This window comes from Paenibacillus brasilensis (assembly GCF_009363115.1).
GTDB lineage: Bacteria > Bacillota > Bacilli > Paenibacillales > Paenibacillaceae > Paenibacillus > Paenibacillus brasilensis.
Genome location: NZ_CP045298.1, coordinates 4,652,282 through 4,667,366, shown reverse-complemented (window position 1 = coordinate 4,667,366; position 15,085 = coordinate 4,652,282). Strand labels below are relative to the sequence as shown.

Sequence of the window (15,085 nt, the reverse complement as noted above, 5' to 3'; positions counted from 1 at the left end):
ATGATCGGACTCCAGTGGTTCCGGCTATGAATAAAAAAAGGCTGTCTCCTGCGATATCGCAAGAAACAACCTTTAGAATAACTTATTGCTTGGCCGCTACTTTCCACTCTAAAATCCCTGTGGATGCCGAACCTCTGGATACCATTTCAATTTTTAATTTTGTTGTTTTTACAGGTGTGAAGGTGGTCGTATTATATTGATCTACCGCAGTGCCCAGTCCTTTGGCCTGCTTAACATTAGACCAGCCTTGACCGTTCCAGTACTTTATCTTGTAAGACTTGGGAACATCAATGCCAGAGCCATCTTTGAACCAATATACATCGGTTTGGGATATCGTTTGCTCTTGATCAAAATCATATTGAACCCATTGTGTTCCCGTTTCTGGCCAGTTTCCGTACACGGCGTGACTTCTGTCATTGGAGCTGGTTGGAACAAAGTCATCATTGAGTGCGCTTACATTTTCCCAAGGTGAAGTATAGGAAGTGCTGACTTTTGCAGCTGGCGCAATGTTTACGTTTTCATCAGGCGATGTGTCGATGGGGCCCTCGTCGCCGTTAGTTGTACTTGGGAAACGGGAAGTATCTTGTTTGAGCTGACTCCAGGTATAACGCAGCATCCAAATATCCCAGTCCGTGATATGATCGGAATTGCCGGCCCACATAATGGTGTTGGTTGGGAAGCCACCAGGTGGACGCTCGTGCTCTTCATAAAAGTCGTTTAATCCAAAGCCATGTCCAATTTCGTGTTCCGTGATTTCGATCTCATCAGCGTTCACCGTGCTCAGAACATATTCGTCACTCATACGCTGTCCCCAGTCGCCGCCGGCTCCCCCACCGAAATTTTCTGTAGCCCAAAGATACATATCAAAGCGTTTATCCAATCCCCCCGGGTACGAATAGTCTGGGTCAGAAAAATGCTCAAATCTGGATATTTCATTAGGCGCAACGGGAAGTGCAGCAGGAATTTCCGGTTGTTCGGAAGCTAACACATCTGTAATGGTATCTGTATAAACGACCTCGTCAGGCTGCTTGTCAAGCAGCAGTGAAGGATCGGCAACAGCCCAGCCTACCACGTTCACTTTAATATCCTTGTAGGGCCAGCCATCATATCCCTGGAGATGCTCTGTCCAATGGTTCATCTGCCGACCTAGCATTCTAGCAATATCCTGACGCTGTTGAAGCGTAACCGGCTTAGAAGACTGCCAGCGTATAACATAATTAAGAGTGCCTTTTCCCGCAAAAATTTGATCGAATATTAAATTTTTGCGGTTAGTCGAGCCTTCGGTCAGCATTCTATTCTTCCAAACCCACTCCACCGATGATTTGAGATAAGCTGGCATATCAGCCAGTGTCGAATCACCCGTTGCAACAACCACTGCACGCTCATTTTCCAAAGAAGCTGCGGACATCATCGCAGCATTTCCTGTCAGTAATGAACTGGCGATCACCACTGAAAGAGAAGCCCTCATCATTCCTTTTTTGTTTATCATGAAATATACCTCCATATCTATTTATTGTAAATAACCACAAATCATATTATCACTAGGTTATTGTATCGTCAATATTTTCCTTAACGATTTAAATTAGGTATTTTAATCGTATATTGGAACGAAGGCATCCCTTCATATGCAAGAGAGAACCAAAAAAAGGAACCTTGATAGAGAGCCCTGCAAAAGCCTTGCTTTTGTTTAAATCAGGACTCCGAACTGGAAAACAGATGCCGAAAAATGCAAAAGAAGCCCATTCTCAAGCGAGGATGGGCTCCTTTTTCTCTATTAGCTTCACCATTCGTTTTACATTTACAACGAATGCCGTGAGGTAAGCTTGTATTCGCATGCCGAAAAGACCCCGGTATTTGGCTCTTCCCATACCGTGGAATCTCTTCATCTCTGCATTTTTATGTTCAATGATCGGTCTGCGCTTGATCCGCTCCTTAAACGTGTCGCCTGTCGCTCGCCTCCTTCATGAACAATGGGATGCAACGGTACCATGGGGCTTATGTTTTCCGTCTTCATCTTTGCTAAGTTCCCTTTACTAGAATAAGCTTTATCGGCCATGATTTCGTTCACACTCACGCCGTTTGCTGTGGCCTGTTCTAGCAGCACAGGCAACTGTTTTCCGTCATCTGTACTGCCCGGTGTAACAACCAAAGCGGTGATGATCTCTTCTTCCGTCATGGCGATATGTTCTTTATAACCAAAAAACGATTTCGAGTTGCTCTTCCAACCAAAGCGTGCATCCGGGTCGATGGCCGACAAGATGCCTTTGTGGGACAACAGCCGCTCATCCTCAACGATTTGCTTGGCAATGCCAAGTTTCTCACTCACCGCACCTTCATGATCCGGCAACAGTTCTTCTACCGTCTCGCCAAGTAGCGCCAGGTAAGCCAGCATGATGGGCTCGGCATCTGTCTGTTCACTTTTGACGTGGGGTAGCTTGGGTAGCTTCTTCTCCAGCTTCGGATGGCGTTTGGTGACGACACGAAACAGACGCTTAGCCGCGTCTCGCAGCACGTCGAGTGGTCTTTGCTTGGGATTACCTGCCTGCGTGCTTTTCACCAAGCCTCTTTCGATGCACTGGCTGACCACATGTTTCAGGACATCTCCTACCTGACTCGCCCCCAGCCGGTGATTACGGAACCGCGACAACTGAGAGGCATCCGGCACTGAATCCTCCGGGTTGATTTCGATAAACCACTTGTAGGCAAGATTCACTTGTGCTTCTTGTACCACCCGTTCGTCAGAGAGGGTATACAAAGTTTGCAAAAATAGCAGACGAAAGAGCAATTCCGGCTCGTTTGCGGGTCTGCCGTAATACGTGCAGTATGATTGTTCCACGAGCTTGTGAATAAATCCAAAGTCCACCGCCGCATGAATCTTACGCAGCATGTGGTTTTCGGGTACAAGTGTATATAACTCCGCATGAAACGACAGCGTTAATTGTTTGGCTGGTTGCAGCAAAACGACTCAACTCGCTTTTCCTTTTCTTCCAGTATACAACAAACCCAGTACCAACGCGGTACTGGGTTTGTTTTTACAGAAACTGTATTCGTTTTGCAGGGCTCTCGAGAGAGGTCACTTTTTTTCAAAGTGTCCATCTTTCGGGTCACAGTTCAGAAGCGAGTCCATTGGGCTTTTGTTCTCATTCCAACCCAAATCTGCATATTTAGCTATGCACTCTCCACCCCGATCAAAAGAACCCTGGACTGTCAACAGTAAATCAGACACTACTAGCCCTTATTTTTTCTGTCCAACTAAGTGTAACCGATCCAGTTTCCATATCCTATTTTTAAATATCTAATTCCGAAAAAGATAAAAGAGAGCACAGCCCATTAAGGTTGTGCTCTCTTATCGTGCTTGGCGACGTCCTACTCTCCCAGGACCCTGCGGTCCAAGTACCATCGGCGCTGGAGGGCTTAACGGTCGTGTTCGGGATGGGTACGTGTGGAACCCCTCCGCTATCGCCACCAAACATGAACTTGCATCGCAAATTCTTTTTCAGGTATCAGCATCGCCAAATGCTGTGTGTTCGCTTGTCCAGCCTAAGCTACTTGAGCTTACGCTACATCAAACTTACACCCTGAAAACTGGATCCGAAACTTCATTGCGTTTTATCTTTAGGATAAGCCCTCGACCGATTAGTATTGGTCAGCTCCATGCATTACTGCACTTCCACCCCCAACCTATCTACCTCGTCGTCTTCAAGGGGTCTTACATACTGGGAAATCTCATCTTGAGGGGGGCTTCACGCTTAGATGCTTTCAGCGTTTATCCCTTCCGTACATAGCTACCCAGCGGTGCTCCTGGCGGAACAACTGGTACACCAGCGGTACGTCCATCCCGGTCCTCTCGTACTAAGGACAGCTCCTCTCAAATTTCCTACGCCCACGACAGATAGGGACCGAACTGTCTCACGACGTTCTGAACCCAGCTCGCGTACCGCTTTAATGGGCGAACAGCCCAACCCTTGGGACCTACTTCAGCCCCAGGATGCGATGAGCCGACATCGAGGTGCCAAACCTCCCCGTCGATGTGGACTCTTGGGGGAGATAAGCCTGTTATCCCCAGGGTAGCTTTTATCCGTTGAGCGATGGCCCTTCCATGCGGTACCACCGGATCACTAAGCCCGACTTTCGTCCCTGCTCGACTTGTAGGTCTCGCAGTCAAGCTCCCTTCTGCCTTTGCACTCTTCGAATGATTTCCAACCATTCTGAGGGAACCTTGGGGCGCCTCCGTTACTCTTTAGGAGGCGACCGCCCCAGTCAAACTGCCCACCTGACACTGTCCTCGTACCGGATCACGGTACCAAGTTAGAACCTAGATACGATCAGGGTGGTATCCCAAGGATGCCTCCCCTCAAGCTGGCGCTCAAGGTTCAACGGCTCCCACCTATCCTGTACAGATCGTACCCAAATTCAATATCAAGCTGCAGTAAAGCTCCATGGGGTCTTTCCGTCTTGTCGCGGGTAACCTGCATCTTCACAGGTATTAAAATTTCACCGGATCTCTCGTTGAGACAGCGCCCAAGTCGTTACGCCATTCGTGCGGGTCAGAATTTACCTGACAAGGAATTTCGCTACCTTAGGACCGTTATAGTTACGGCCGCCGTTTACTGGGGCTTCGGTTCATAGCTTCGCCCCGAAGGGCTTACCACTCCCCTTAACCTTCCAGCACCGGGCAGGCGTCAGCCCGTATACTTCGCCTTGCGGCTTCGCACAGACCTGTGTTTTTGCTAAACAGTCGCTTGGGCCTTTTCACTGCGGCCCCCTCGGGCTATTCACCCTACCGAGGCACCCCTTCTCCCGAAGTTACGGGGTCATTTTGCCGAGTTCCTTAACGAGAGTTCTTCCGCGCGCCTTAGAATTCTCTTCTCGCCTACCTGTGTCGGTTTGCGGTACGGGCACCTTCTCCTGGCTAGAGGCTTTTCTTGGCAGTCTGAGATCATGACCTTCGCTACTACAATTTTCGCTCCCCATCACAGCCCAGCCTTACGATGTGCGGATTTGCCTACACACCAGCCTCACTGCTTAGACGGACATCCATCAGTCCGCGTCACTACCCTACTGCGTCACCCCATCGCTCATAACGGATTACGGTGGTACAGGAATTTCGACCTGTTGTCCTTCGACTACGCCTATCGGCCTCGCCTTAGGTCCCGACTTACCCTGAGCGGACGAACCTTCCTCAGGAACCCTTAGGCTTTCGGCGGATCTGATTCTCACAGATCTTTTCGTTACTCATACCGGCATTCTCACTTGAATGCAGTCCAGCGCTCCTTCCGGTACACCTTCAACCCGCATTCAACGCTCCCCTACCCCTGATGCAAAGCATCAAGCCATAGCTTCGGTGGTGTGTTTAGCCCCGTTACATTTTCGGCGCAGAGTCACTCGACCAGTGAGCTATTACGCACTCTTTCAATGGTGGCTGCTTCTAAGCCAACATCCTGGTTGTCTGTGCAACTCCACATCCTTTCCCACTTAACACACACTTGGGGACCTTAGCTGATGGTCTGGGCTGTTTCCCTTTTGACAATGGATCTTAGCACTCACTGTCTGACTCCCGGAACTAAATCCATGGCATTCGGAGTTTGACTGAGCTTGGTAACCCTTGCGGGCCCCGCACCCAATCAGTGCTCTACCTCCACGATTCTTCTTTCCGAGGCTAGCCCTAAAGCTATTTCGGGGAGAACCAGCTATCTCCGGGTTCGATTGGAATTTCTCCGCTACCCCCACCTCATCCCCGCATTTTTCAACATGCGTGGGTTCGGGCCTCCAGTGCGTGTTACCGCACCTTCACCCTGGACAGGGGTAGATCACCCGGTTTCGGGTCTACGTCCACGTACTCATTCGCCCTATTCAGACTCGCTTTCGCTGCGGCTTCAGCTCTTCACCTTAACCTTGCACGGGAACGTAACTCGCCGGTTCATTCTACAAAAGGCACGCCATCACCCCTAAATTGGGCTCTGACTTCTTGTAAGCACACGGTTTCAGGATCTATTTCACTCCCCTTCCGGGGTGCTTTTCACCTTTCCCTCACGGTACTGCTTCACTATCGGTCGCCAGGGAGTATTTAGCCTTGGCAGATGGTCCTGCCGGATTCATACGGGGTTTCACGTGCCCCGCACTACTCGGGATCCGTCTCGGAGGGAACCAGTTTTGAACTACAGGGCTTTTACCTTCTCTGGCGGGCCTTTCCAGACCTCTTCATCTAACCGGTTCCTTTGTAACTCCATGTGAGACGTCCCACAACCCCAGGGAGCAAGCTCCCTGGTTTGGGCTAATCCGCGTTCGCTCGCCGCTACTGACGGAATCACTATTGTTTTCTCTTCCTCAGGGTACTTAGATGTTTCAGTTCCCCTGGTCTGCCTCTCACTCACCTATGAATTCAGTGAGTAGTGGCTGTCGATGAAGACAGCCGGGTTTCCCCATTCGGACATCCCCGGATCAAAGCTTGCTTACAGCTCCCCGAGGCTTTATCGTTGTTCGCCACGTCCTTCGTCGGCTCCTGGCGCCTAGGCATCCTCCGTGTGCTCTTTGTAGCTTAACCTAGTATTTACATCGTAAATACGATTTGCTTTGAATTTCGGTTCGACACGAATGTGTGAATAAAATTCAAGGCTGCTACCTTTATTTCACTTGTTTACACAAGATCAGCTTAAAGGAATATTCTAAAACGCAATTTCGTTTCGGTATCCAGTTTTCAAGGTGCACGTTCTCCGGTGTAAACCCGGAAAAAGATCATATCATGTTCAACTGTACTTGACTACAAGCACATGTTGGAAATGATACTTGAGAGTTTGAGCTCTCAAAACTGAGCAACGAGTGAGTAAGTTTGAAGCTTGCGCTTCATATTTGAATGTTTCCATCGCAGGAAACGATTCTCCATAGAAAGGAGGTGATCCAGCCGCACCTTCCGATACGGCTACCTTGTTACGACTTCACCCCAATCATCTACCCCACCTTCGGCGGCTGGCCCCCTTGCGGGTTACCCCACCGACTTCGGGTGTTGTAAACTCTCGTGGTGTGACGGGCGGTGTGTACAAGACCCGGGAACGTATTCACCGCGGCATGCTGATCCGCGATTACTAGCAATTCCGACTTCATGCAGGCGAGTTGCAGCCTGCAATCCGAACTGAGACCGGCTTTTCTAGGATTCGCTCCAGATCGCTCCTTCGCTTCCCGTTGTACCGGCCATTGTAGTACGTGTGTAGCCCAGGTCATAAGGGGCATGATGATTTGACGTCATCCCCACCTTCCTCCGGTTTGTCACCGGCAGTCTGCTTAGAGTGCCCAGCTTGACCTGCTGGCAACTAAGCATAAGGGTTGCGCTCGTTGCGGGACTTAACCCAACATCTCACGACACGAGCTGACGACAACCATGCACCACCTGTCTCCTCTGTCCCGAAGGAAAGGCCTATCTCTAGACCGGTCAGAGGGATGTCAAGACCTGGTAAGGTTCTTCGCGTTGCTTCGAATTAAACCACATACTCCACTGCTTGTGCGGGTCCCCGTCAATTCCTTTGAGTTTCAGTCTTGCGACCGTACTCCCCAGGCGGAATGCTTAATGTGTTAACTTCGGCACCAAGGGTATCGAAACCCCTAACACCTAGCATTCATCGTTTACGGCGTGGACTACCAGGGTATCTAATCCTGTTTGCTCCCCACGCTTTCGCGCCTCAGCGTCAGTTACAGCCCAGAGAGTCGCCTTCGCCACTGGTGTTCCTCCACATCTCTACGCATTTCACCGCTACACGTGGAATTCCACTCTCCTCTTCTGCACTCAAGCTCCCCAGTTTCCAGTGCGACCCGAAGTTGAGCCTCGGGATTAAACACCAGACTTAAAGAGCCGCCTGCGCGCGCTTTACGCCCAATAATTCCGGACAACGCTTGCCCCCTACGTATTACCGCGGCTGCTGGCACGTAGTTAGCCGGGGCTTTCTTCTCAGGTACCGTCACTCTTGTAGCAGTTACTCTACAAGACGTTCTTCCCTGGCAACAGAGCTTTACGATCCGAAAACCTTCATCACTCACGCGGCGTTGCTCCGTCAGGCTTTCGCCCATTGCGGAAGATTCCCTACTGCTGCCTCCCGTAGGAGTCTGGGCCGTGTCTCAGTCCCAGTGTGGCCGATCACCCTCTCAGGTCGGCTACGCATCGTCGCCTTGGTAGGCCTTTACCCCACCAACTAGCTAATGCGCCGCAGGCCCATCCACAAGTGACAGATTACTCCGTCTTTCCTCCTTCTCCCATGCAGGAAAAGGATGTATCGGGTATTAGCTACCGTTTCCGGTAGTTATCCCTGTCTTGTGGGCAGGTTGCCTACGTGTTACTCACCCGTCCGCCGCTAGGTGATGTAGAAGCAAGCTTCTACATCACCCCGCTCGACTTGCATGTATTAGGCACGCCGCCAGCGTTCGTCCTGAGCCAGGATCAAACTCTCCATTAAAGACCAACCGAAGCTGGTTTATAGAAAGAGCGATTCGCTCATTTTGAAACTGACGAGATAAAATATCTCTTTTTGCTCCAGCTCTGTTCAGCCTTGCGGCATGACCGAAACCTTCGCAGTTTACTCACTCGTTGTTCAGTTTTCAAAGATCAAACATTTCTTTTTCGCTGACTCAGCTCGTCGCCTTATCAAGTATTATATCTTATCATGTCCGAACCAACTTCGCAAGCATTTTTTTAAAAATCTTTTTTTGTAACACTCGCTCGCAATATTGTATTTCTTGGCCGGAATTAGAATATATCATACTAGATATTTAAATGCAACCTTTTTTATTAAATTGTTTATAACCTCCCGTATTACTCATTACAATTCAATTCAAAGTCTGATTTTCCTTTAATATTAATGATTTGACAAGGAAAGGATGGGTAAACATGATAAGAGAACGCCATCGCCATAACCACCCACCCTCTAATAGAGAATAGTCGGATATTACAGAACTCCATTTTGATGGTTTACATGAATCTTCAGCAAGTCACAAACCACACAAAAGAAATTTTGTTTCATATGACATTAGCTGATGATTAATTATAACACTATAGAGGAGTAGATCTTCAAATGAAGCAACGAAGGCGAACATGGACGAGAATTGTGTTTTTTGTCATCTCTTGCTTACTACTTGTCGTTATCTCTGGGTTTGTTTATGAGTGGATTGCATCCAAACAGGATAAATTGCAATATCCTCCTCTGGGGAAAATGGTTGACGTCGGAGGCTATCGACTCCATATTCGCAAACTTGGTAGCGGCACTCCGACAATACTGCTTGAATCGGGAAGCGGGGAAAGCAGCTTGTCCTGGAGGGATATTCCCGAAAATCTGTCATCATTCGCCACCGTTGTATCCTATGACCGGGCAGGCTATGCCTGGAGCGAGGAGGCTGCTACTCCACGCACCGGGGAAAACATCGTTCGAGAGCTTCATGTCGCCTTAAAGAATGCAGACGTCCAAGCTCCTTATATCCTGGTAGGCCATTCCCTCGGGGGGATGTACTCAAGGCTGTACGCACAAACGCACAGAGATGAAGTGGCAGGGTTGGTCCTGGTGGATGCTAGGCCTGAGAATGACGCTCGCCGGACAAATGAGATCTATGCCAAGGAACAACCTAAGGTCAATCCCTCGCCGTTAGTGTCCATTCTTCTAGAAAAGTCGGGAGCTTTTCGTCTGTTCCCTAATTTTATGCTAGCTGGTCGTGTAGAATATCAGGATAGAAAAGCGTTTGTGAATATTGTCGCTTCCCCCAAATACTTTCGATCTGTTGCCGAGGAGGGGGATCTGGCGAACACTACCGAAAATGCCATACGCGGTCAGCATTTGGGAAATCTCCCTGTGCGTGTGATTGCCCGGGGCATCCAGCAAAATTTGACTCAGTTCGGAATTAGCAAGAGCGGAAATGATCAGATCGAACAAAGCTGGCAGATCGGGCAACGGGAGATGCTCAATATCTCTACAAACAGCAAATTTATTGTTGCTAAGAAGAGCGAGCATATGATTATCCATGATCAACCAGAGCTTGTCATTCAGGTAATCCGTGAGCTCATCTCCAATATCAATCACCCTCAACCAACCGTTTCTAAAACAAACACAGATGATTAGGGGCTTTATATGTTGATGGTTGCATAAAACTCAAAAAGTTTCTACAGACAATAAAGTTATGTACTAAACAATAAAGTTGTGTACTAATCGAGGAATAGACAATAAAGTTGTGTACTAAATATTAAGGAAACATAATAAAAGAATCACTTTTAGTAAAATCAAAAGCCTGATGAACAAGTGTCATCAGGCTTTGTTAAAATCAGGACAGCTGCTTTGGTTTAAATAGAGACCGATATTATGGTAAAGTAATATTAGAAAAGTTAATGACAGGTGTTCGGTGAAAATAAAGTATTAGACGCCCATGCCGCTAACGCAGCACCAACAGATGATGAAAATGGTAGGTATGCGATATAATTTACTTACGGCTGGCGAAGGCAGGTCGGCAGTCAATGGTGCTTCGAGCCCGAGTATTAGACTGACCCTAACGACCAGGTGCACCACAGATTGTTGCTCCGAATTTGGAAGCACGCAGGATAGAATAACCATATGTGGTTGTTGCACCAGCCCCTTCAATCTTGCTGCCGTAAGGAGAAGGCTACGAATGGACGTTGTTTACAGTCATGTGTGCGGACTTGACGTTCATAAAAAGAACATCGTTGCCTGCACCATCACGCCTGAAGGTAAAGAAATCCGTACGTTTGGCACGATGACCGACGATTTAATTTTGCTTGTAGATTGGCTCAAAGTCAAGGAATGCACTCATGTAGCGATGGAAAGCACTGGATCATATTGGAAACCAATCTACAACCTGTTGGAGCTTGAGGAGATTGAGACTCTTGTTGTGAATGCCCAGCACATCAAGAATGTTCCGGGACGCAAGACTGACGTCAAAGACGCGGAATGGATTGCTGGATTGCTCCGGCATGGTCTATTGAAGGGTAGCTTTATCCCAAATCGCGAGCAAAGAGAGCTGAGGGAATTGATTCGCTACCGCCGTAGTCTCATCGAAGAGCGAGCTCGGGAAGTCAGCCGCATTCAAAAGGTGCTGGAAGGAGCAAACATCAAGCTTTCCTCGGTTGCCAGCAATGTGCTTGGGAAATCAGGACGTGCAATGATTGAGGCGATGATTGCTGGCGAAACCGATCCTGAAGCTTTATCTGATCTTGCAAAACGAAAGTTGAAAAGCAAAAAAGCGGATTTGAAGCGAGCATTGAACGGCTTAATGGGCCCTCATCAGAAACTGATGCTGGGAGCTCAGCTCCGTCACGTCGATTATTTGGACGAAGAGATTGGCAGGTTGGATGAGGAAATTAAAAAGCGCATGCTCCCTTTTGATGAAGACTTGGAACTGCTTGACACCATCCCAGGTGTGGCACGAAGAACAGCAGAGACTATTCTAGCCGAAATTGGCTCTAATATGAATCAGTATCCTTCCGCCGCCCATTTATGTTCTTGGGCAGGGCTGTGTCCGGGTCAGAATGAAAGCGCCGGAAAACGATTGTCCGGCAAGACGCGAAAAGGAAATAAGAAACTCCGAAGTACGCTTGTAGAAGCTGCGAAGGCTGCGGCTAGAACAAAAGAAACGTATTTATCCAGCCAGTATCATCGGATTTCCGCGCGTCGGGGAGCTAACCGAGCGACGGTTGCAGTAGCACACAGTATATTGTCTATGGTTTACTATATCCTTAAGCGGAAACAACCCTACATCGAGCTAGGTCCAACCTACTACGAGGAACGAAAACGGGACGTGATCATCAAGCATTCCATTAAGAAACTGGAGTCATTAGGTGTATCAATTACTGTGAATACGGCAGCTTCCTGATCGTTATGCAAACCATACATTACTAATGCCCCTGGCTATTTTTTTGTTTGCCGGAGGGTCGCTTTCTTGTTGCCTTTTTTAGGTGTTCTACGGAGCGATATTTTCAGGATAGACTAGAGTTGTTGATTTAGCGAGGTTTTTGAACTGAAGAATCGGCAGCTTTTGAAAAATGAGTTTTAGACTGAACAATTAATATAAAGCAGCGGCAGACCAAGACTTGATAAATAAAGCCTTAGACTGCCGCTGTTGTCATTCAACTAACAACCACCTATTCTGAATTATCAGCTACCAATAACTTTTCGATTCCATCCTCTTGTAAATGTCGGATTAGACAAATGCACAATCAGCTGGACATCCCAGGTTCTCGAAAACTGTGCGCGCAGCAGAATCTACCGGCAGGAAAACCTCAATTTGCGGATATAAGCGGCCGCCTGCGGAAATCGAAACCTGTCTGTAGCGTACGGGAATAAGGTCTCCGGAGCTGTCCATTCTGGCTAGAATTGTTTGTATTTGATCAACATTTCCCCCTACATCCGGCACACTCAGATATTCGCACGCGTTATATTTCTGAACTCTATCCAGCAATTTTTGATACCACGCATCATAACGCGAGAGCATGTGCTCACTCTTAAAGGCTTGTATTCCGTTTATGATGTGCTCCTCCCACTGCTTAAACGACGCCTTGTCAAACGTGGAGCGGGACCGGATAGGAAAACCAGAATTAAAATGTAAATCGACCCTATTCATTAAACCGTCATATGAACGGTCGAGAGGGATTTCGAACAATTGATGAAACGGCTCATTTAATCCCTTGATGTCCTGAGTATGTGTTACGACCATGGCGGGAAAAGGAATACTCCTCATCGTTTGCTGAGCCCACTCTAATGCACGCTCTAACGACCGTCCATACAATTCGGTCTGAATTGGAAGAAAACCGGCTGCCAAAAGCAAATCGTTACGCTCTTCGGATGTACACTCAAGATATTCTGCAATATTTATTATCGTCTGGCGGGTCGGTATACGGCGGGTACGTCCAACCAGCAAATTTTTATACGAAGGAAAAGCCTCGTCGTTTAGCTCTTGTTGAGTAAATCGTTTCAAGGACGGTTGAGGTTGATCGACAAGCTTTTGCTGGCGTTTTATCCGCAGGGCTTCAATTTCTCCCATTACGATTCTATGTCTGGAATTCTCCGTATCTATATCCATCTTCTCTTCCCTTCTCTTATGAAGTGTAGTTCTACACTTGGGCCGAACCTTTATCTAAAGTATACTCCTCATTGAAATGAAGGTCATCTAATGACCATAACCAACATGGAGGAAAACCGATATGATTCGTACTATTGTTGTTGATCCGCATGCCCCGTCTCTTTTGGCCTTCAAGGAAGTTGACGCCCCGCAGCCTAAGCCATGGGAAGCGCTTGTGCAAGTGAAGGCCGTCTCACTCAACCGCGGTGAAGTGAGTGACGCTAAAAATCAGGAAATATCTAGCCGTCCTGGCTGGGATTTCGCCGGGATTGTCATCGAGCCGGCAGAGAACGGCGCAGGACCGCAAAAAGGGGCCAGGGTTGTTGGTTTGCTCCCGATGGGAGCCTGGAGCGAGCAAGTGGCTGCTCCCGTATCGTTGTTGGCCGAAATCCCAGACAAACTCACTTTTACGGAGGCGGCTACCCTCCCCGTAGCAGGGCTCACGGCTCTTTATGCACTTCGAAAAGGCGGCATGCTGCTTGGCAAACGGATTTTCATTACAGGCTCTAGCGGCGGAGTTGGGTTATTCGCCCATCAGCTTGCAGTCCAATCCGGCGCATACGTTGTAGGTACGGCAAGCACGGAAGAGAAGGCTGAGCTTGTTCGGGAGGTCGGATCCGACGAAGTGATCATTGGATATTCCACAATTTCATCAGCCAGCAAATTTGGGCCGTACGATCTGATCATCGATTCAGTAGGCGGCAATGCACTGGCGGCGTTGCTGCCGCAGCTAGCGCCCCAAGGGATTTGCGTTGCGGTAGGATTTTCCTCTTCAAATACCGCAATGATCGATATGAAGAATATGGTGACCAGCGGAGGAAGAACCTTGTACAGCTTCTTTTTAGGTGAGGAACTCACTCGTCAATCAGCCGCGGACGATCTGAGTTTGCTGGCCCGGCTGGTCACAGATGAGCGGTTAATCCCACGAATCCAAGTGGAGGCGCCTTGGACCGAAATTGACACCGTTGCCCGTAATCTTATGGAACGGAAATTCTCGGGCAAAGCCGTGCTTCACTTAGATTGATTATATAAGTTTGCAACTATAATCCCAGGAATCTAAAAACGAATCTGAAAAAGAAACGGCAGTAGTACACCCTTACTCGTTTGAGTGGGAGTACCGCTGCCTTTCAATGAACCCGGCTATTTGACCTTTATATTTCGTATAGTAATCCATCCAGCTTTAATAGCAACACAGTTATTCCTCTACCCTCAGTGACACCGCTTTAAGAATGTTCATTTTCTCTCACTATTCTGCCAGTTGGCTTAATGAAGTGCTCAGCAGTCTAACACTTTATTTTCTTCGGACAACAGGACAACATATTTATAAGGAATTAACGTTCATATTTTTAGAATTTTAATAAAAAATATAAATCACATATATTGGATTTTTGTACACAACTTTATTGTATATCGCACAGGTGAAATTATTTGTAATTGACTGCTAGTACACAACTTTATTGTCCGAAATCGAGTAGGAGGCTACCCATTAGTTGAGTAGCCGACCTCTCACACCACCGTACGTACCGTTCGGTATACGGCGGTTCAACCGTTTAAGTACAATTGACGTAGACGCTCGTACTGCGCAGGGAAGTCATAATACCCTGCCTGTACGAGCCTTTTGTTTGTAACCGAGCGTTGCATTATCGCACTTCCGGCAATGCGCCAGTACCCCAGACGGGTGTTTCCCCATGGGTAGGCCTGCCCCTCCGGTACTCCCAGCTTTCGCAGGTTCCGTACCTTCGTTCTCGGTTTCTTCCACTCTTTCCAGATGTACATGCGCATTCGTCTTCGCAGCCATTCATTCCAACTTTGCAGGATTCGCTTCATGTCGGCTACATAGAAATAACCAATCCATCCGCGAATGTAGACCTTGACGTTTTCCATCACCTGCCTGGCATTCCTGCCTTGACTCCGGCTCGTTAGCTCTTTCAGTTTCCTCTTTGCCTTCGTGAGGGATTGCGGGTGAACCCGAATGTACATCCCGTTT

The 15,085-nt window shown here is 48.2% G+C and carries 6 protein-coding genes, 3 rRNA genes and 1 pseudogene; 3 read left to right on the top strand and 7 right to left on the bottom strand.

From position 1 onward, the window contains the following. Positions 1-82: 82 nt before the first annotated feature. The 5 genes and pseudogenes from GCU48_RS22115 to GCU48_RS22095 form a co-directional block, all read right to left on the bottom strand. A complete protein-coding gene (locus GCU48_RS22115; protein WP_152381470.1) occupies positions 83-1,489 on the bottom strand; it encodes a discoidin domain-containing protein in 1,407 nt (468 codons plus the stop codon). Between the two features lie 256 nt (positions 1,490-1,745). Continuing rightward, positions 1,746-2,959, bottom strand: a pseudogene (locus GCU48_RS22110) (transposase). Between the two features lie 394 nt (positions 2,960-3,353). Further along, positions 3,354-3,470 (bottom strand): 5S ribosomal RNA (rrf, locus tag GCU48_RS22105). Between the two features lie 146 nt (positions 3,471-3,616). Beyond that, positions 3,617-6,544, bottom strand: a 23S ribosomal RNA gene (locus GCU48_RS22100). A 341-nt stretch (positions 6,545-6,885) separates the two neighbouring features. Further along, a 16S ribosomal RNA gene (locus tag GCU48_RS22095) occupies positions 6,886-8,441 on the bottom strand. The 16S, 23S and 5S rRNA genes sit together here, the layout of an rRNA operon. 615 nt (positions 8,442-9,056) lie before the next feature. Between GCU48_RS22095 and GCU48_RS22090 the strand changes: the two genes are divergently transcribed. Beyond that, positions 9,057-10,091, top strand: a complete 1,035-nt coding sequence (locus GCU48_RS22090) for an alpha/beta fold hydrolase (RefSeq protein WP_152381469.1) — start codon at positions 9,057-9,059, stop codon at positions 10,089-10,091. Positions 10,092-10,632: 541 nt separating this feature from the next. After that, positions 10,633-11,853 (top strand): IS110 family RNA-guided transposase, encoded by a 1,221-nt coding sequence (locus tag GCU48_RS22085; RefSeq protein WP_152381468.1) that lies wholly within the window; start codon positions 10,633-10,635, stop codon positions 11,851-11,853. A 327-nt stretch (positions 11,854-12,180) separates the two neighbouring features. Here the strand turns inward: GCU48_RS22085 and GCU48_RS22080 are convergent, their stop codons facing one another. Then, entirely contained in the window at positions 12,181-13,059 is an 879-nt protein-coding gene (locus tag GCU48_RS22080) for a hypothetical protein (protein ID WP_152381467.1), read from the bottom strand. Between the two features lie 121 nt (positions 13,060-13,180). Here GCU48_RS22080 and GCU48_RS22075 point away from each other — a divergent pair, with 121 nt between their 5' ends. Continuing rightward, a complete protein-coding gene (locus tag GCU48_RS22075; protein WP_152379392.1) occupies positions 13,181-14,122 on the top strand; it encodes a zinc-binding dehydrogenase in 942 nt (313 codons plus the stop codon). A 518-nt stretch (positions 14,123-14,640) separates the two neighbouring features. On the opposite strand, the gene GCU48_RS28275 is transcribed toward GCU48_RS22075, so the two are convergent. After that, entirely contained in the window at positions 14,641-15,078 is a 438-nt protein-coding gene (locus GCU48_RS28275) for a group II intron maturase-specific domain-containing protein (RefSeq protein ID WP_244316333.1), read from the bottom strand. Between the last annotated feature and the right edge of the window lie 7 nt (positions 15,079-15,085).

Excerpts from the sequence above, each read along its gene's own strand:
- GCU48_RS22090 (WP_152381469.1), top strand. The coding sequence starts at position 9,057 with ATGAAGCAACGAAGGCGAACATGGACGAGAATTGTGTTTTTTGTCATC.
- GCU48_RS22075 (WP_152379392.1), top strand. The coding sequence starts at position 13,181 with ATGATTCGTACTATTGTTGTTGATCCGCATGCCCCGTCTCTTTTGGCC.
- GCU48_RS22085 (WP_152381468.1), top strand. The coding sequence starts at position 10,633 with ATGGACGTTGTTTACAGTCATGTGTGCGGACTTGACGTTCATAAAAAG.
- GCU48_RS28275 (WP_244316333.1), bottom strand. The coding sequence starts at position 15,078 with ATGTACATTCGGGTTCACCCGCAATCCCTCACGAAGGCAAAGAGGAAA.
- GCU48_RS22115 (WP_152381470.1), bottom strand. The coding sequence starts at position 1,489 with ATGATAAACAAAAAAGGAATGATGAGGGCTTCTCTTTCAGTGGTGATC.
- GCU48_RS22080 (WP_152381467.1), bottom strand. The coding sequence starts at position 13,059 with ATGGATATAGATACGGAGAATTCCAGACATAGAATCGTAATGGGAGAA.